This window comes from Citrobacter sp. MGH103, from assembly GCF_001034475.2.
GTDB lineage: Bacteria > Pseudomonadota > Gammaproteobacteria > Enterobacterales > Enterobacteriaceae > Citrobacter > Citrobacter freundii.
The window spans coordinates 2,799,009-2,816,706 of the sequence record NZ_CP073043.1; the positions used below are offsets into that span (position 1 = coordinate 2,799,009).

Below are 17,698 nucleotides of genomic sequence, written 5' to 3' on the forward strand. Positions count from 1 at the left end.
GTAAAGCATTCATGATCAATTACGCATTGATTATAGATACAATCAACAATATTTAAGTACGTTACAGTTTATTCAATCATCTATAAATATGATTAAACATTAAATTATTGCCCTTGATATCTCTGACGAAAATCCATCGCTAGATACTGATAGTGTGATACTGCTCATTTGAGTAAGGGTGGCATTAACTGAACCGGCTAGTTTGATGTTACTACCACTGACAATGGTTACATTTGAAGCACCATAGTTAACAAATGTTATCACCTTCCTGACTCCATTTGAATTTAAAATAGAGCTAAGACTGAATTCAGATTGAGTATTAAAATGGACTTCATCAGCTGAGCTGATATCTATTGCGCTTGTTGGTGAGTTTATTATTAACTCCCTAATAATACTTTGTTGAATAAAACCAAACCCACCTGAGATTTTATCAATAACGTTTTCTTGATAAATATTATTATTGTTTAAAGGGAATGAATTCCCCCCCTCTCTTACTGTTGTCCTATACACTTCAATAGCTCTGGTGTCACTATTTATCACTAACCCATTTGCTGCTGGTTGTAATGCAGAGCCGTAATAATAATCACTGCTTGAAGGATTCATGGTTGTTATATCATGGACCTTAACTCTACCTTGTTTTGCTCCTATCGCGACCCCCTCTCCGGCTGGAGAAATTATTGTTTCATCATGTATATTACTATGACTGAAGTACTCTCCTGCTGATGGGGTTCCATCAACAACAATTTGCGCTGCTGGAACGCGCTGGGAACCAAATGCGTACAAATTATCGTGAACACTGTACCTGCTAACTCCATTCAAATAAATTGATGCATCGCCAGACTCAAATAATTTGTTATCATGCACATGTAACCACGCCCCACCTTTTTCCGCTCTGAAGTGAGATTTTTTTGTTGTGCTTTTATCTTGGTGACCTTGGAAGAATTTAATGCAATTTGCCACTGTAAATCCGTCAAATGCACAATTCAAATGAATATGGCTAATATTCACATGCCCCTCACACGATTCTACAATCCAATCAGCCACAGGAAAATCTATCCCATCACTCTCTTCTGCATAAATTAAGTAATTAAGTTTAATGTTATCTATATTCCCACCGTAAGCACAGTGGTGAATTTTAATTCTATTAACCATTTGCCCATAAGTTTTTGGGTTAGGTAGTTCACTAGTTGCAATTACGCGTATAAAATTATCGTATCCCTCAACTCCACTGCACTGTATGTCGCCAACCCTGGCATAGATCAATTGAATTGCATCCTTCAGGTTTCTGTCAGTTTTAAAGCGCACCCCACTTATGGAGAAATTCATGTATATGTCTGAAGATGAAGCATAAGAGCCTTTGCAAATTCTTAATGTCCCATCTATAGTGCCGTTTCCGCTGATTGTAAAAAATCTATTTTTAATCCATAAAATATTGAAAGATACTATTACACCGCCGGGGACAATGATACTACCTCCATCTCCTTGAGAATCCGCCATCAGTTGAAGAATTGCCGTGTTAGCATCTGCATCTGAAAAATCAATAACCCAGTTTCTTACGTCACTAAAATCGTATCCATTCAATAATCCGATGCACTTCCAGTTGGAGTCTGGGGCAGATCCAGATGGTACTGTGATGGTTCCTGAAACCGGTGTGTAATAAAAGCCATCTTGAGTATTTAATAACGCAGTTGAGTTTGACTCTGCAACTCCGCCTGATTGGAAAGAACCTTGAGCCCTTGCTACAGGCAATGCTCTAAATACTGTTTCAGCCCATTGCCGTGCAGATGCATCTCCCACACTCATCCACGCACCTGGACCAACTCCACCAGTTGATTCAGGAGTTGAGCCAATAGGAACAACTTTTGGGAAACTACCATCCCAGCGATAATATTCTCCGGAGTCCTCAAGACGAAGAATCTGATTTGGCAGTGTCAGTGTGTTCCCGTCTTCGAAACTATCCATGGTGATATAGCCAAACGCGGCAATGGCCTGTTGAGCCACCCATCTAATTCCCTCAATTGTATAATGTTCATGACAAAAACGGTCAATATATTGTCGAGCCATAGAGTTTACAAACTCGTCAATTTTTCCCGCGTTAAATTTCAGGTCTTGCGGCTTTTCACTTGGTACTGGCTGATTGGTTGGTGTAGTGCTCATAATTTTCCCATTAAAAAACCCGGCGCAGTGGCCGGGTCTTGTTGGTAGGTGACGGTTCTCATTGGTAGATGGCGTCGCTGTACTCTGCGACGGTAAGAGATACCGTGTTATCTGAATTTGGTTTGATGCTGTTTACCGTCCATAGTTGGCTGTCCAGTTCTTCCACTGTCGCTATGAGATAGCGCGACGGGAGTTGCACTGTGTCTCCGTTCCAGATGTTGAGCTGAATATTGGGAATTGCCGCAGTGAAGCCGTATTTTGTGTCGCTGCGGGCCGTTGCTGGGTAACGCAGGGTCGGGTTTCCCATACTGTCAGTTACCAGGACATACATAGAACCGGAATACGTAATCGGCTCGCTGGTATCAAAGTCATTACCAGCTCGCCCTGAGATATAACCCTGCTGCTGGTTGCTGTCATAAATGTCCGGCATCTGAATGACGCTACCGACCTGAATGATTCCATCCTCGAACACCTTGGCGTTCATCTTCACCCGCGAGTAAATAAGACGCTTTGTTTCGCGCAGCGCTCTCTCCCGAGCCTGGTACTCGTTACGGAATCCCACTATCTCAAGCTTGTTCGGGTTCTCCGCTTCTTGCTCGACAATAGCTCCGTTCAGCACGCGGTAGTTGATGTACGTCTTGTTATTCGTTGTCGGGTGAACGTAGGAGACCTGGACTCCGTCATAACCACCAGGAAGCGTGGCCTCATACGTCATTTTGTACTCATCAGTCTTCATATTCGCCCGGTTGAACACTGCCGCCGGGTAATCGACTTTCTGATCGCGGGTGAACGTTAGTACACCGTCATCCCAGTACGCCATAACAGACGCTGCATTACAGATCGCCTGCACCCTGTCTCCAAGTGAGTCGTTCTCATCGTCAAACGTATAGTCGAAGTAGCCAAGACGCTCATCATCTAGACTCTCAGCTATAGAGTACAACCCGTACAGATCAATGCTGCTTTCTGGCTGCCAGCCCATTACAATCCAGGTATGTGCAACCGCGTCAGCAAAGGAACGCGATGGACGCAATGTGTAATCGACGGTCTGTGTCATCAGGTCGTAACTGATGGTCTGACGAGTCACCAGAGCGTTATATTTTCTGTCACGGCTTCCCAGTGCGTTCTCTGTTGCTCTCACCTTGACGCGAACCAACGTATCAGTCGGATGAACTACGTTGCTTCGGATATTGACAGCGTGTATTTCTTCTACTTTGAGAATAGAGTGATCATTTGAGTTATTGGTACGCTGGAAGTTGATAGCGTATTTACCAAACCCAGCCGCCGGCCTTATTTTGTCAGTTCGATAAAAAACCTCACTGTCAGAGTCATGCGGTGTTCCCTGATGATATGTGAAAGTCTGCTGCGTGCCGGGGACCTGGTTATAGTCGTCATCGATTTGAATCGCCACAGATAATCTAGACACTTCCGAGCCGTTGATAATACTGGTTTTCATATTCTGTCGGTGACATCTGATCGCTAGAACCATGCCGACGCTTACTGTTATAAAACATTTCGATGTAATCAAAAATATCACTGCGGGCTTCTTCCCGCGTTCCGTAGATCTTTTTCTTTATCCGTTCGCGTTTCAACAACTGGAAAAAGCTTTCTGCAACCGCATTATCATGGCAGTTACCGCGACGGCTCATGCTGCCCTCCAGGCCGTGTGATTTCAGGAAAGACTGCCACTCATGGCTTGTGTACTGACTGCCCTGATCCGAATGAACCAGCACCTGTTTTTGGGGATTACGCCGCCATACAGCCATCAGCAGTGCGTTCAGGACAATGTCCTTTGTCATCCGGGATTGCATGGACCAGCCGATAATTTTGCGTGAGAACAGATCAACAACCACAGCAAGATACAGCCAGCCTTCGTGGGTCCTGATGTAGGTTATGTCTGTTACCCAACGCTCATCAGGAGCATCCGGATTGAACTGTCGCTGGAGCCTGTTGGGCGACACGATACTGGCCTCGCCTTTACGTGCCCGCGGGCTCCGGTATCCGACCTGAGCCTTTATCCCGACACGTTTCATCAGTCGCCAGACTCTGTTCACTCCGCACTGTTGCCCGCTGTCCCGCAGATCCAGATGGATTTTGCGATAACCATAGACGCATCCCGATTCCAGCCAGAACTGTTTAATCTGTCCTGTCAGTCTCAGGTCTGCCTGATGGCGTTGAGAATGCGGCTGCTGAAGCCAGGCGTAAAAACCACTGGGATGAACATCCAGCACCCGACAGAGCAGGCGAACAGGCCAGCAACAGGTGTTGTCACGGATAAAGGCGTACCTCAGTCGGACAGCTTTGCGAAGTACGCCGCGGCTTTTTTTAATATGTCCCGTTCGTCGGTAACCCGCTTCAGCTCTTTCTGGAGACGACGGATCTCGGCCTGAGCATCTGACTGTTCTTTATTAGTGGAAGAATCCGGACCGTACTTCTTTATCCAGGCGTAAAGGCTGTGGGTGGTGATATCGAGACGTGTTGCCACGCTGGCAACAGAATAACCGCGATCAACAACCTGTTTGACTGCTTCAGTTTTAAACTCTTCGGGATAACGCTTACCGCTCATGGGCACCTCTCTTTAAGCCATCTTAAATGACTCTGAGGTGTCTGTTAAACCCGTGGCGATTCAAAGCAACAATCAACGCGCGCTCTATGATGTAAATCAATTCACTGACACCCTGACGTCTTTGTTACACTTGCAGAAAGTCATCTAATCTGAGCAGGAAAAGAACAATGCCAACAAATCGCTTTGCAAAGAAACACTGGAAGATGGTTGTGATCCTGCTCGTTATTTGTGCAGCAATGCTAATGCTACGTTGGGCAGCGATGATCTGGGGTTAAATGACGCTCACCCGCTATTCCAGTTTCGTTTATTTATCAATTAAATCGAATTCGTCTGAAAAATAGCGCGTTATTGATAAGTACTAAAAATAAAACACAGATTATCAATTAAATAACCTTAACTTTAATAGATAAAAGCCGGGCCAATTATTTGACCCGGTTTGTCATTACATCCGGTAGCCGAGTGAAACAGTAGTACGACGATCGGTATGTTCCGGCGCTGTTGCCGGTGGTTCAGAGTTCCAGGTGACGTTGTAAGCCACCTTTAACCCAAAGTGTTCGTTGATGGCAACGTTCAAGGCCGTTTCAGAGTTGAGCGTTGTATCGTCCGCACCGAATACCGACACGCCTTGCGTAAATTTAGTATTGTCCGTCATCTGCCACGCATAGGCCCCGGACGCATAGCCCAGCGGCTGTGTTTCGGTGGTGCCATCCGTATGCTCGTCATAGCGCACGCCAGGACCGAATTCAAAACGGAAGCTATGTACTGGCCCGTTAAGGAACTGACGACCATAACCGGCGGTCAGCACGTCACGCTCGCGATAGCCGTTGTAACGGTCGGTCAACCAGCTTGCCTGCCCAAAGAGATAGTCATAGTCAGTCATGTTGTAACGACTACGACCACCTACGGCATATTTCTCTGATGAACGCTCATCATTTGAGGAGGTATTGCTGGCATTTCCCCACAGAGACCACGCCGTGGTTTCACCGTACCAGGTCATGGTGGTGTCTGCGGTTAAAGAAGAACTTTTTGTGTTGCCTGACTGGGCGAGATATCCCGCGTTCAGGTTACCTTCAAAGGGTTTTTTCGCGCTGGAAGGGTCATCCATGACAGTAAAAACGGAATCATCGGCGGCAGCATGCATTGACGCAAGCAGGCCCCCCGTCAGCAGTAATGCTGCGGGCACTGTCTTCAAAAGCTTCATTTATTAAGAGTCCGTACAACAAAAAAAGAGACCATTACGGTCTCGGAAACTTTCATATGGATCAATGACAAAAGACCCTTGAAAGGTAACAAATTATAAAAAGACTCGAATAACATAGCAATAAATTCTTATTTCATTTTTTGAATAAGAGCGTTCCTAAACCTTTATTTTATTTATATAACTTTATGACGATAATTTTAAATAAAGATATGAAAAATCATGTTGTTAATTACTTCACTTTCGGGAGGTTAAGTGCCAGACTGAGGACAGCCTAACAGGAGGTAAAGATGGTACGTATCTATACGTTAACACTTGCGCCCTCTCTCGATAGCGCAACAATCACCCCGCAAATTTACCCGGAAGGTAAGCTTCGTTGTACCTCGCCGGTTTTTGAACCCGGCGGCGGCGGCATCAACGTCGCTCGCGCAATTGCCCATCTTGGCGGAACCGCAACGGCGATTTTCCCCGCGGGGGGTGCAACCGGAGAGCATCTTGTTGCATTGCTCGCCGACGAAAATGTTCCCGTATCCACCGTCGAAGCCAAAGACTGGACCCGACAAAATCTTCATGTCCACATTGAGTCCAGCGGCGAACAGTATCGTTTTGTCATGCCTGGCGCTGCGCTGACCGATGACGAGTTCTACCAACTTCAGGATCAGGTGCTGGAAATTGAATCTGGTGCATTGCTGGTCATCAGCGGTAGTTTGCCGCCCGGCGTACAGCTTGAGAAGTTGACCCGACTGATTACCACCGCACAAAAACAGGGGATCCGCTGTATTGTCGACAGTTCAGGCGAAGCACTGACGGCGGCGTTAGCCATCGGCAATATCGAACTGGTCAAACCCAACCTCAAAGAACTGAGTGCGCTGGTAAACCGCGAACTGACACAGCCCGATGATGTGCGCAAGGCCGCGCAGGAAATCGTACATAGTGGGAAAGCGCACCGCGTTGTGGTCTCGCTTGGGCCGCAAGGGGCGCTGGGCGTAGATCGAGAAACCTGCGTTCAGGTGGTTCCGCCACCGGTGAAAAGTCAAAGCACCGTAGGCGCGGGCGACAGCATGGTCGGGGCCATGACGCTTAAACTGGCTGAGAATGCACCTTTTGAGGATATTGTCCGTTACGGCGTCGCCGCAGGTAGCGCAGCAACGCTCAATCAGGGTACGCGCCTGTGCTCTTTGGACGACACGCAAAAAATTTATTCGTATCTCACTCAGTAATGACACCGTCCCTCTTATGAAGAGAAAGAGGGATTCTCGCGTAAAACTGTCAGCATGGATGTTATGCGACTATGATAAAAAATCACGTGATTACAAAGAAGTGAATCATGTGCAGTCAGACGTCTCCACAACGGTACGGGGTGAAGAAGAGCGACAAACATTAAGTGCCTTTCCAGCGATGACGCGTCCGTGGTGTGCGTCAGTTCGTGTTTTTTAACCGCATTCTTGCGCTAACCTTATGATCTGGCAGACAACATGGGGAGAGACATCATGTGGCAGGCTATCAGTCGTCTTTTAAGCGAGCAATTAGGTGAAGGCGAAATCGAACTGCGTAATGAACTGCCCGGCGGAGAGATTCACGCCGCATGGCATTTACGCTATGCGGGGCGAGATTTTTTCGTCAAATGCGATGAAAGAGAGCTGTTAACCGGCTTTACGGCAGAAGCCGATCAGCTGGAGCTACTTTCCCGCAGTCAAACTGTATCTGTACCGAAAGTCTGGGCAGTAGGCGCAGACAGAGATTACAGCTTTCTGGTGATGGATTTCCTCCCTCCCCGTCCGCTTGATGCGCATAACGCGTTTATCCTCGGTCAACAGCTTGCGCATTTGCACGAATGGAGCGACCAGCCTCAGTTTGGCCTCGACTTCGATAACGCGCTCTCTACCACGCCGCAGCCCAATACCTGGCAACGTCGCTGGTCAACCTTTTTCGCCGAGCAGCGAATAGGCTGGCAACTGGAACTCGCCGCTGAAAAAGGCATTGCGTTTGGCAATATTGATGCCATCGTCGAACATGTCCAGCAACGTCTCTCTTCTCATCAGCCGCAGCCGTCTCTCCTGCACGGTGATTTGTGGTCCGGGAACTGCGCCCTCGGTCCTAACGGTCCGTACATCTTTGACCCTGCCTGCTACTGGGGGGACAGAGAGTGTGACCTGGCAATGCTGCCGTTGCATACCGATCAGCCGCCGCAAATTTATGACGGTTACCAGTCTGTCTCACCACTACCGCTGGACTTTCTCGACAGGCAGCCAATCTACCAGCTCTATACGCTGCTGAATCGAGCAATTCTGTTCGGAGGGCAGCATCTGGTTGTGGCGCAGAAAGCGCTGGATAGATTACTCGCTGCTTAGCTACGTACCGCGTTGATTATCAGGCCTGCCGTTTCGCAACGTGGCAGGCCCGATAGAGCGGCACTTACAAAAAGCCCAGCAATGAGAAGAAGAAGTAGCCGATCACGATAACGATCACCGGCAAAATATAAAGCGGGAAAATTTGTAAGAAGATCGTATGGTGCGGTACTACAATTCGCGATTCAAGTTGCTCGCGGGATAATCCTTCACTGCCTTTTGCCTGTTCCAGAATCAGTTGATCCTCAACGCCTTCGCGTAAGAAACGTGCCTGGCGGCTCATTCTGGCGCCTGAATCCTGCAACGCCAGACCGATAAAAATCAGGATGAATATCAGCCAAAAAACGAGATTCAGTCCACTTTGAAAATCGGGTGTTGGCGAGTTATACCAGAACACGTTAAGAAAAGGTGTATTAACCCGCATCATATCGATCATCACGTGAGCAAAATCGAGCATGACCGCGTTAATTCCCTCCTGCTTTTCGCTGTGCGCATACATAAATTTCAGTACAGAAACCAGTGTTGAAATCAGCGCGGGAATGAAAATTACCCATCCCGCCAGCCTTTTCAAGACGGCAATGCGTCCAGCTTGTTGATACGTCATGAGTTCCCCTTGATAAAGACGTGTCATTTTGGCCTAAGTTTACCCGTTGATAACCGTTTTCGCCTGATCTTTAAAGGCGGTATACTGCTGAATTAGCCATAATGAACGCTCAGAGCCTGTTATGACTGGCTCTTAATCCCTTTTATCACCGTAAAGGAGAGGTTGTAATGTCAACCCCGCGTCAAATTCTTGCTGCAATTTTCGATATGGATGGATTACTGGTCGATTCTGAACCGCTTTGGGATCAGGCTGAACTGGATGTGATAGCAAGTTTAGGCGTTGATATCTCCCGCCGCCATGAACTTCCCGACACCCTTGGCTTACGCATCGATATGGTGGTCGATTTGTGGTTTGCGCAGCAACCGTGGAACGGTCCCTCACGTCAGGAGGTCACCGAGCGCATCATCACCCGGGCCATTGCGTTAGTGGAAGAAACAAAACCACTGCTGCCGGGTGTGCGTGAAGCCGTGGCGTTGTGCAAATCTCAGGGAATCAAAGTAGGACTGGCATCCGCCTCGCCGCTGCATATGCTGGAAAAAGTGCTGACCATGTTTGATCTGCGCAGCAGCTTCGACGCGTTGGCTTCTGCAGAAAAACTGCCCTACAGCAAACCGCACCCGCAGGTTTATCTCGATTGCGCCACAAAACTGGGCATTGACCCATTAAACTGCGTAGCACTGGAAGACTCGGTAAACGGCATGATTGCTTCGAAAGCCGCCCGTATGCGTTCCATCGTCGTACCAGCGCATGAGAATCAGGACGATCCCCGCTTCGTCCTTGCCGACGTCAAACTAACCTCGCTCACCGAACTTACTGCCGCTCATCTGCGCGGCTAATCCTGTAACGGGCAATGATCGTATTGCCCGCCTTCTCAGTTCCTTATTTTTAAAACATCGTTTCATTTTTAATTGAATTTCTGTTTAACCTCTCCTATTCTTGCCCTATAGAGCAAGCGTTAATGACATAAATAGTTGAGGTGAGCATGATTCAGGAAGCTTTTCGTCTCGAAGGTAAAGTAGCCATCGTCACTGGATGTGACACCGGCCTTGGGCAGGGTATGGCAGTGGCGCTGGCTGAAGCGGGCTGCGATGTAGTCGGCGTGAATCGTAAAATACCACATGAAACCGCAGAGAAAATTAACGCCCTCGGTCGACGTTTTATGGCTATTCAGGCCGACCTCAGCCAACAAGATGCTCTCACCAGCATCGTGACACAATCGGTGTCGGCGTTTGGCCGGATCGATATTCTGGTCAACAATGCGGGAACCATACGCCGTCAGGATGCGCTGGACTTCAGCGAAAAGGATTGGGATGACGTGATGAATCTGAATCTCAAATCTGTTTTCTTTCTGTCACAGGCCGTGGCGCGCCAGTTTCTGGCTCAGGGCAATGGCGGAAAAATTATTAACATTGCCTCGATGCTCTCTTTTCAGGGCGGAATCCGCGTCCCTTCCTATACAGCATCAAAAAGCGGCGTACTGGGCATCACTCGCCTGCTCGCCAATGAATGGGCGGCCAAAGGAATTAATGTCAATGCTATCGCACCCGGCTATATGGCGACCAATAATACCCAGCAGCTGCGCGCAGACAGCGAGCGCAACCAGGAGATTATCGATCGTATTCCCGCAGGGCGCTGGGGCACACCAAATGACCTGAAAGGCCCGGTCGTATTCCTCGCAAGTCCCGCCTCTGACTATATTCATGGCTATACGCTAGCCGTGGATGGCGGTTGGCTGGCGCGGTAATGGCGCACTTGTGACAAAGGGTTACAACGTCACCTCTTCCGCCTACTGTATAAAACCCCTATACTGTATGAATCGACAGTTTATTGGGTTTTATCATGACGGCGGAAGGCCACCTTCTTTTTTCTATTGCCTGTGCGGTATTTGCCAAGAATGCCGAGCTAACGCCCGTTCTTGCTCAGGGTGACTGGTGGCATATTGTTCCTTCCGCCATTTTAACGTGCCTGCTGCCGGATATTGATCATCCCAAATCCCTGCTGGGGCAGCGTCTGAAGTGGATATCAAAACCCATTGCCCGGGCATTTGGTCATCGCGGGTTTACGCATAGCCTGCTTGCAGTCTTTGCCCTACTGACTACGTTTTACCTGAAAGTCCCGGACACCTGGATAATACCGGCTGATGCCTTACAAGGTATGGTTCTCGGTTATCTCAGCCATATTCTGGCCGATATGCTGACCCCGGCGGGCGTTCCCCTGCTTTGGCCCTGCCGCTGGCGTTTTCGTCTGCCCATCCTCGTGCCGCAAAAAGGCAACCAACTGGAGCGGTTTCTGTGCATGGCACTGTTCGCATGGGCAATCTGGATGCCGCAGACCGTACAAGAGAACAGCGCGGTACGCTGGTCTTCGCAGATGATTAATACGCTACAAATGCAGTTCAATCGTTTCATAACGCATCAGATTGACTAATAAATCAGCCAAAAAGTCATTTTCGGTATAAACAATTCCATTTGAATATAAGAGGCAAGTCACAGTTCTGCTAATCTTGCGCCAACAGAATCACCTTTAAACGGTGATACGTATAATAAGATCAGGAGAACGGGGATGAACTTTCCATTAATCGCGAACATTATCGTGTTCGTAGTGCTGCTGTTCGTGCTGGCGCAAGCCCGTCACAAACAGTGGAGTCTGGCCAAAAAAGTACTGGTCGGTCTGATCATGGGTGTCGTGTTCGGCCTTGCCCTGCACACCATTTATGGTTCCGACAGCCAGGTTCTTAAAGATTCCGTACAGTGGTTCAACATTGTCGGCAACGGTTATGTCCAGTTGCTGCAGATGATTGTTATGCCGCTGGTATTTGCATCTATTCTCAGCGCCGTTGCGCGTCTGCACAATGCCTCTCAGTTAGGTAAAATCAGCTTCCTGACCATCGGAACGCTACTGTTTACCACGCTGATTGCCGCACTGGTCGGGGTTCTGGTGACCAACCTGTTCGGCCTGACCGCCGAAGGTCTGGTGCAAGGTGGTGCCGAGACGGCCCGTCTGAACGCGATTGAAACCAACTATGTTGGCAAAGTGGCTGACCTCAGCGTTCCGCAACTGGTGCTGTCGTTTATTCCGAAAAACCCGTTTGCCGATCTGACTGGCGCCAACCCGACGTCGATTATCAGCGTAGTTATCTTCGCAGCATTCCTGGGTGTAGCCGCACTTAAACTGCTGAAGGATGATGCACCAAAAGGCGAGCGCGTTCTGGTGGCTATCGATACCCTGCAAAGCTGGGTGATGAAGCTGGTTCGTCTGGTGATGCAGTTGACGCCGTACGGTGTTCTGGCGCTGATGACCAAAGTGGTTGCCGGTTCCAACCTGCAGGATATCATTAAGCTGGGTAGCTTCGTCGTGGCCTCTTATCTCGGTCTGGGTATTATGTTCGTGGTTCACGGGATCCTCTTGGGTATTAACGGCGTTAGCCCGCTGAAATACTTCCGTAAGGTGTGGCCGGTGCTGACTTTCGCCTTCACCAGCCGTTCCAGCGCAGCCTCAATTCCGCTGAACGTTGAAGCGCAAACCCGTCGTCTGGGCGTGCCTGAATCCATTGCCTCTTTCGCCGCCTCTTTTGGCGCCACGATTGGCCAGAACGGTTGTGCGGGTCTGTACCCGGCAATGCTGGCAGTAATGGTCGCGCCGACCGTTGGAATCAACCCGCTGGACCCAATGTGGATTGCCACGCTGGTTGGTATCGTGACCGTGAGTTCCGCAGGGGTTGCGGGTGTCGGTGGCGGTGCAACGTTTGCCGCACTGATCGTTCTGCCTGCTATGGGTCTGCCGGTCACGCTGGTTGCGCTGTTGATCTCCGTTGAACCGCTGATCGACATGGGTCGTACTGCGTTGAACGTAAGCGGTTCCATGACTGCCGGTACGCTGACCAGTCAATGGCTGAAGCAGACCGATAAAACAATTCTGGACAGCGACGATAACGCCGAACTGGCGCATCGCTAAGTCTGTCAGCTAAAAAACAAAAAACCGCCGGAGTATCATGCTCCGACGGTTTTTTTATATCCATTAATCGCTCAGTTCATTTTCCTGACGAACCTGATTAGCCCAGCGCTGCGCTGATTCCGGGACCGTAAATGCAGGCGAACGTTGAAACGACTCCCCCATTAAGACAAAAGCGACATATTTTCCGCGCAGTATCCATACGTCACGAAACGCATCCATTTTAATCGCATGCTCTGGTGGAGCGGGCTCCACGCGAGGAACATAGCTGATAACCGGACGATTTTGTTGGCGAAGAGGTTTCATAATCAGTTGCTTCACTAAAGACAAATTCTAAAAATCAGAAAACCACTATCTTAGCCGATTTTGCTTCCTGACGTCCTGCCTTGCGTGCGCTGTTTGCCTGGTTCATCGCGCTTTACGTCATCGGCCTGTACCTGCGCCGCTGAGGTCGGGCTCCCGACTTTCATCGCCGCGAACTGTGGGAAGCGATTGAAGCGGGCGATTATTCGGAATATGAACTGGGGCTACAGCTCATTCCCGAAGAGGACGAATTCAAGTTCGATTTTGACCTGCTCGATCCAACGAAATTGATACCTGAAGAACTGGTTCCGGTACAACTCGTCGGTAAAATGGTGCTAAACCGCAATCCGGACAATTTTTTCGCCGAAAATGAGCAAGTGGCTTTTCATCCCGGACACATCGTCCCGGGCATCGATTTTACTAACGATCCCTTGTTGCAAGGCCGCTTGTTCTCCTATACCGATACCCAGATCAGTCGTCTGGGTGGGCCCAACTTCCATGAAATCCCAATTAATCGCCCAACCTGTCCGTATCATAATTTCCAGCGTGACGGCATGCATTGCATGGACATCGATACCAACCCGGCCAACTATGAACCGAATTCCATCAATGATAACTGGCCGCATGGTCGCCATTTTACTTAATAACCAGGTGAAATCGGCCGATCTGCTCGCCATCATGCAAGCCCTACAGGCCGAAGGTGTTCATGCCAAACTACTCTATTCCCGGATGGGGAATGTAGTTGCCGATGATGGATCTACCCTGACGGTCGATGCGGTTATCGTTCCGTGTGGCAATCTCGCGGATATCGTTACGAACGATGATGCCCGATATTACTTATTCGAAGCGTATAAGCACTTGAAACCTATCGCCCTGGCTGGCGATGCTCGTCAGTTTAAAGCAACGTTGAATATCAAAAAGGAAGGAGAAGAAGGCGTGGTGGAAGCGGACAGTGCAGACACACAGTTCATGGATACCCTGCTGACGCTGATGACCGCGCACCGCGTCTGGTCACGCGTCGGAAAAATAGACACGATTCCGGCCTAAAAAAATGCGGCGCATCAAGCGCCGCAAACTCAGGAATTACACGTTTAGAAAACTGCCAAGACGATAACCGCGCTCCGCAATAGCATATTTCAGTGACGAAGACGTCAGCACGTCGAGCTCAGTTAAGCGGGGGTAACAGTAGGCACTTTGACGAATAATGTCATCGATAAAAGCCGGATGACACATCACTTCCAGCGAGGATTCTCCCCGATCGGCTGACGCATCAAGCGTCTGCAAAAACAGAGCTTCAGAAATCGCCTCACCGTAAAACTCGCTGCTGAATCCCTGGGAAGTCCGTAAGGTTTCCGGTAAGTCAGACGCCTGGAATACCGCCTGACGATCGATACGCAACGCAATCCCCTTCTGGGCAGCAAACCCTGCTACGATAGGGAAAATTTGCGGGAACATATGCACATGGTGATGGCTATCCAGATGCGTCGGCTCCCGCCCGAACAGGTCAATAAAACGCTGATACTGTGCGGCCAGTTCCTGAGAGATTTCATCCAGCGGCAGAGTGTCTTCCTCAGCCATCTGCCAGATCCATTTCCCCAGTACCCCGTCACGAGTAAGGCCTGGCATTGCCGTCAACGGCCTGCCCAGTGTCAGAACAAAGTGCATTCCGACGGCAAGTTCAGGTATGTCGCGACTCAGCTGTACCGCATGGTCAATTGCCGCACCGTTAACCAGCGCCGTGGTCGAGGTGACAACACCATTGCGACAAGCTTCAACAATGCCGTAGTTTTGTCCTTTACTCAGGCCAAAATCATCCGCATTCACAATCAGTACGCGTTCCATAGCCGACCTCAGTTAGTGTTGTTCGCTTTTGAGTTTCTCAATGCACCCGGCGAAGTTTGGCAGCCATTTTTCATGCGCCAGAATCAGCTCACGCGCCAGAATTTCGGCATCGCTGTCAGAATGCACCAGCGGGCTCAGGTTCAGCGCCAGCAGCACATCATTCAACTCACCGCTCAACGCTGCGTTGCTCGCCGCCACTTCAAAACCTTTAATGGTATAGATAAGGCCGAGCACTTTCTCATCAAAATGGGTAATTCGCGGATGCGGCGTAGCACCGTTACGCCCCAGCGTACAGGTCATCTCAACCGCCCAGTCCGCAGGAATATTATCAACATGCCCATGATGTGGAATGTTGACATAGTGCTCAGTCTGTTTGTCGTTGTAGATGGCATTGATCACTTCACAGGCCGCATCGGAGTAATAGGCCCCGCCGCGCTGCTCCAGCTCTTTCGGTTTAACGTTTAGCTCAGGATTTTTATAGAGATCAAACAGTTGTTTTTCTACTTTTTGTACTACCTGAGCACGTGCGCCACCCTTATAGTACTCGCCCATTTCGATCGCCAGCATCTCTTTTGGCTTGAAGTAGTACAGCAGATACGAGCACGGCAGCAGCTTCAGCGAACGAATCAACCCTTCGCTGAACGGCAGGTCGAAGATGTTCTTCACGCCAGAGGCTTTCAACTGACCCGAAGCAACGCCGTCCAGCAGTTCATCAAAGCGTGACACACCGTTGACCAGAACATCCTTAATGAAGACCATATGATTCAGACCAAACAGGTCGATAGATAAGTCATCACTCTCTTTCAGCGCCAGCACGTCGCTGATGAACATTTTCATGCCGATCGGAATATTACATACGCCGATGAATTTCTTGAAATTCGTATGGCGATAAACCGCCTCAGTCACCATCCCGGCTGGGTTAGTGAAGTTGATCACCCACGCATTCGGGCACAATTCTTCCACATCTTTAACAATATCAAAGATAACCGGAATGGTACGCAGGCCTTTGAACAGCCCGCCAGCGCCGTTGGTTTCCTGCCCCAGATACCCGTGGCTCAGCGGAATGCGTTCATCCTTTTCACGGGCTTGCAGTTGCCCTACACGCAGCTGGGTGGTAACGAAATCAGCATCTTTCAGTGCTTCACGGCGATCCAGCGTTTTAAACAACTTCATCGGTACGCCGGCTTTATCGATCATGCGCTGGCATAGGTCAAAAATAATGTCCAGTTTCTCTTTTCCACCGTCGACATCAACCAGCCACAACTCAGAAACCGGTAATTCATGATAGCGCTTAATAAAGCCTTCAAGTAATTCAGGGGTGTAGCTGCTCCCGCCACCGATAGTGACGACTTTTAATTTCTGGCTCATACTTTCTCCCTTCAGTGTCAAAACACTGACGTGTATTATGCTCAACCCGTATGTCAGGTATAGCGTGGCTGTCCCGACGCTATTTTGGGCAAGCTATAAAAAATGGGTTATTGGCAAATAATTTCTACTGATTAAATTCAGTTAATTTCTTACGGTAGCTATTCGGTGTAAACGACGTCAGCTTTTTAAACGTTTTAATAAACAGGCTTGGACTACTGTAGCCAGACTCGTAAGCAATATCCGTTACAGAATAGTTCGTCATTTCCAGCTGTTTTTTAGCAAAGTTAATGCGGATTTCATTAATAATCTGCATCGGCGTTTTGCTGTAATAACGCTGGGTTGCACGGGTCAGATACTCCTGGGATTTCGCGGACAGGTGTACCATATTTTCCAGCGCGTTCTCGCTAAACTGCCGTTTGTCGTGCATGGTCTCGACGGTGGTTTTAAGCCACTGCGGAATATCATCCAACACCTGCTCTTCGCGATGATGACGTAACCGATTAATAATATAGAAGGTGACCACTTCTACAAATTCATCCAGTCCGCTCTCGCGAAAGTTAAGTGATGCAATAACCGTTTCAATATAGGTAAGAAACGAGTTATTCGCCCGATAGACCTGCGATGCAACGAAACAAAATGGCAGTAGCGGGTGATAGTGCTGTTCAAAAAAACGTTTACTGATGCCGACGTTAAGGATCCTTGTCGCACCAAAATCATAAAAACTTTGGTGGTGCGATCCCAACGGGATAAAGACAAAGTCTCCACGTTCGAGTAGTACGCGTTTACCGTTGATTTCCTGATAATAGCGCCCGGTTAAAACCAGGGTAAATTCATAGTAGTCATGCTGATGCAGCCCGCTGATACTCTCAGTTTTGTTATAGATGAACACATGGAAATTTTTGCCATTAAACAGCTGCTGTTCATAAACGGTTTTGATTTCCGGTGCGTTAATCTGTAGCTGCATTATGCACTCCTCGCTATTTCAGCTTTTCGTGAAGTTCAATCAGTTCAGTCACCAGCTCACGCGCCAGCATTGATGTCATCAGGTGGTCCTGCGCGTGGACCAGCACCAGGCTAACTTTCATTTTACCTTCGCCCTGATCGCCTTCAATCAGTTTCGTTTGCACGAGGTGCGCTTCGTTCAGCGCCAGACGAGACTGGTCCATCATCGCCTTGGCCGACTCGAAATCGCCTTGCTTGGCCATTTTGAGTGCGCCATACGCCAGGCTACGCGCCTGACCGGAGTTGATGATGAGGCCCATCACCACTTCTTCAAGTTCTTCTGCTGCGGATTGCGTGTCGACGATATTCTCGATATCCAACATACTTTTTTCCTCTGGTTCAGTCCGGCATGACCGTGAAGC

At 49.0% G+C, this 17,698-nt stretch carries 16 protein-coding genes and 2 pseudogenes; 8 read left to right on the plus strand and 10 right to left on the minus strand.

All coding sequences use genetic code 11. The features are described 5' to 3' along the window. Positions 1–99 precede the first annotated feature (99 nt). The 3 genes and pseudogenes from SK33_RS26445 to SK33_RS13515 form a co-directional block, all read right to left on the minus strand. Complete coding sequence (locus SK33_RS26445; protein WP_048219028.1) at positions 100–2,157, minus strand: hypothetical protein; 2,058 nt, start codon at positions 2,155–2,157, stop codon at positions 100–102. Positions 2,158–2,215: 58 nt separating this feature from the next. Then, positions 2,216–3,556 (minus strand): annotated as a pseudogene (locus tag SK33_RS13510) (host specificity factor TipJ family phage tail protein); the annotation flags it as partial. Positions 3,557–3,572: 16 nt separating this feature from the next. Then, a protein-coding gene (locus SK33_RS13515; RefSeq protein ID WP_113772681.1) for an IS3 family transposase occupies positions 3,573–4,720 on the minus strand; the annotation gives its coding sequence in 2 pieces (ribosomal slippage) (positions 3,573–4,483 and positions 4,483–4,720; 1,149 coding nt in all). Positions 4,721–4,887: 167 nt separating this feature from the next. Between SK33_RS13515 and yniD the strand changes: the two genes are divergently transcribed. Next, positions 4,888–4,995, plus strand: coding sequence for a small membrane protein YniD (yniD, locus tag SK33_RS13520; protein ID WP_003030590.1), 108 nt, complete (start codon positions 4,888–4,890; stop codon positions 4,993–4,995). 167 nt (positions 4,996–5,162) lie between these two features. Here yniD and SK33_RS13525 read toward each other — a convergent pair whose 3' ends face one another. Beyond that, a complete protein-coding gene (locus SK33_RS13525; protein ID WP_003030592.1) occupies positions 5,163–5,921 on the minus strand; it encodes a DUF481 domain-containing protein in 759 nt (252 codons plus the stop codon). Positions 5,922–6,208: 287 nt separating this feature from the next. Here SK33_RS13525 and pfkB point away from each other — a divergent pair, with 287 nt between their 5' ends. Together pfkB and SK33_RS13535 are read left to right on the plus strand one after the other, a co-directional pair. Next, entirely contained in the window at positions 6,209–7,138 is a 930-nt protein-coding gene (pfkB, locus tag SK33_RS13530) for a 6-phosphofructokinase II (protein WP_003030596.1), read from the plus strand. A gap of 270 nt (positions 7,139–7,408) precedes the next feature. After that, on the plus strand, positions 7,409–8,269 hold the full coding sequence (locus SK33_RS13535; protein WP_003030598.1) for a fructosamine kinase family protein: 861 nt from the start codon (positions 7,409–7,411) through the stop codon (positions 8,267–8,269). Positions 8,270–8,333: 64 nt separating this feature from the next. On the opposite strand, the gene SK33_RS13540 is transcribed toward SK33_RS13535, so the two are convergent. Beyond that, positions 8,334–8,870, minus strand: a complete 537-nt coding sequence (locus SK33_RS13540) for a YniB family protein (RefSeq protein ID WP_003030600.1) — start codon at positions 8,868–8,870, stop codon at positions 8,334–8,336. Positions 8,871–9,037: 167 nt separating this feature from the next. Between SK33_RS13540 and hxpB the strand changes: the two genes are divergently transcribed. The 4 genes from hxpB to tcyP all read left to right on the plus strand — a co-directional run bounded on the left by hxpB (position 9,038) and on the right by tcyP (position 12,824). Continuing rightward, positions 9,038–9,706 (plus strand): hexitol phosphatase HxpB, encoded by a 669-nt coding sequence (hxpB, locus tag SK33_RS13545; RefSeq protein ID WP_003030602.1) that lies wholly within the window; start codon positions 9,038–9,040, stop codon positions 9,704–9,706. A gap of 146 nt (positions 9,707–9,852) precedes the next feature. Further along, a complete protein-coding gene (gene kduD / locus SK33_RS13550) occupies positions 9,853–10,614 on the plus strand; it encodes a 2-dehydro-3-deoxy-D-gluconate 5-dehydrogenase KduD (protein WP_046670573.1) in 762 nt (253 codons plus the stop codon). A gap of 83 nt (positions 10,615–10,697) precedes the next feature. After that, positions 10,698–11,297 carry a metal-dependent hydrolase gene (locus SK33_RS13555; RefSeq protein ID WP_086551139.1) on the plus strand — a complete coding sequence of 200 codons (600 nt, stop codon included), beginning with the start codon at positions 10,698–10,700 and terminating at the stop codon, positions 11,295–11,297. A gap of 135 nt (positions 11,298–11,432) precedes the next feature. After that, positions 11,433–12,824 (plus strand): cystine/sulfocysteine:cation symporter, encoded by a 1,392-nt coding sequence (gene tcyP / locus SK33_RS13560; RefSeq protein WP_003030608.1) that lies wholly within the window; start codon positions 11,433–11,435, stop codon positions 12,822–12,824. 63 nt (positions 12,825–12,887) lie between these two features. On the opposite strand, the gene cedA is transcribed toward tcyP, so the two are convergent. After that, positions 12,888–13,130 carry a cell division activator CedA gene (gene cedA, locus SK33_RS13565; protein WP_229235686.1) on the minus strand — a complete coding sequence of 81 codons (243 nt, stop codon included), beginning with the start codon at positions 13,128–13,130 and terminating at the stop codon, positions 12,888–12,890. 140 nt (positions 13,131–13,270) lie between these two features. Between cedA and SK33_RS13570 the strand changes: the two are divergent. Next, positions 13,271–14,171: pseudogene (locus tag SK33_RS13570) on the plus strand (catalase); the annotation flags it as partial. Between the two features lie 36 nt (positions 14,172–14,207). On the opposite strand, the gene chbG reads toward SK33_RS13570, so the two are convergent. From chbG to chbA, 4 genes are all read right to left on the minus strand, one after another. Then, complete coding sequence (gene chbG, locus SK33_RS13575; protein WP_048219030.1) at positions 14,208–14,966, minus strand: chitin disaccharide deacetylase; 759 nt, start codon at positions 14,964–14,966, stop codon at positions 14,208–14,210. A 12-nt stretch (positions 14,967–14,978) separates the two neighbouring features. Continuing rightward, positions 14,979–16,334: a 6-phospho-beta-glucosidase gene (locus tag SK33_RS13580; protein WP_003030616.1), complete on the minus strand. Its 1,356-nt coding sequence runs from the start codon at positions 16,332–16,334 to the stop codon at positions 14,979–14,981. A 124-nt stretch (positions 16,335–16,458) separates the two neighbouring features. Continuing rightward, positions 16,459–17,301: a transcriptional regulator ChbR gene (gene chbR, locus SK33_RS13585; protein WP_085951046.1), complete on the minus strand. Its 843-nt coding sequence runs from the start codon at positions 17,299–17,301 to the stop codon at positions 16,459–16,461. A 10-nt stretch (positions 17,302–17,311) separates the two neighbouring features. Next, positions 17,312–17,659, minus strand: a complete 348-nt coding sequence (gene chbA, locus SK33_RS13590; protein WP_032936091.1) for a PTS N,N'-diacetylchitobiose transporter subunit IIA — start codon at positions 17,657–17,659, stop codon at positions 17,312–17,314. Positions 17,660–17,698: the final 39 nt, after the last annotated feature.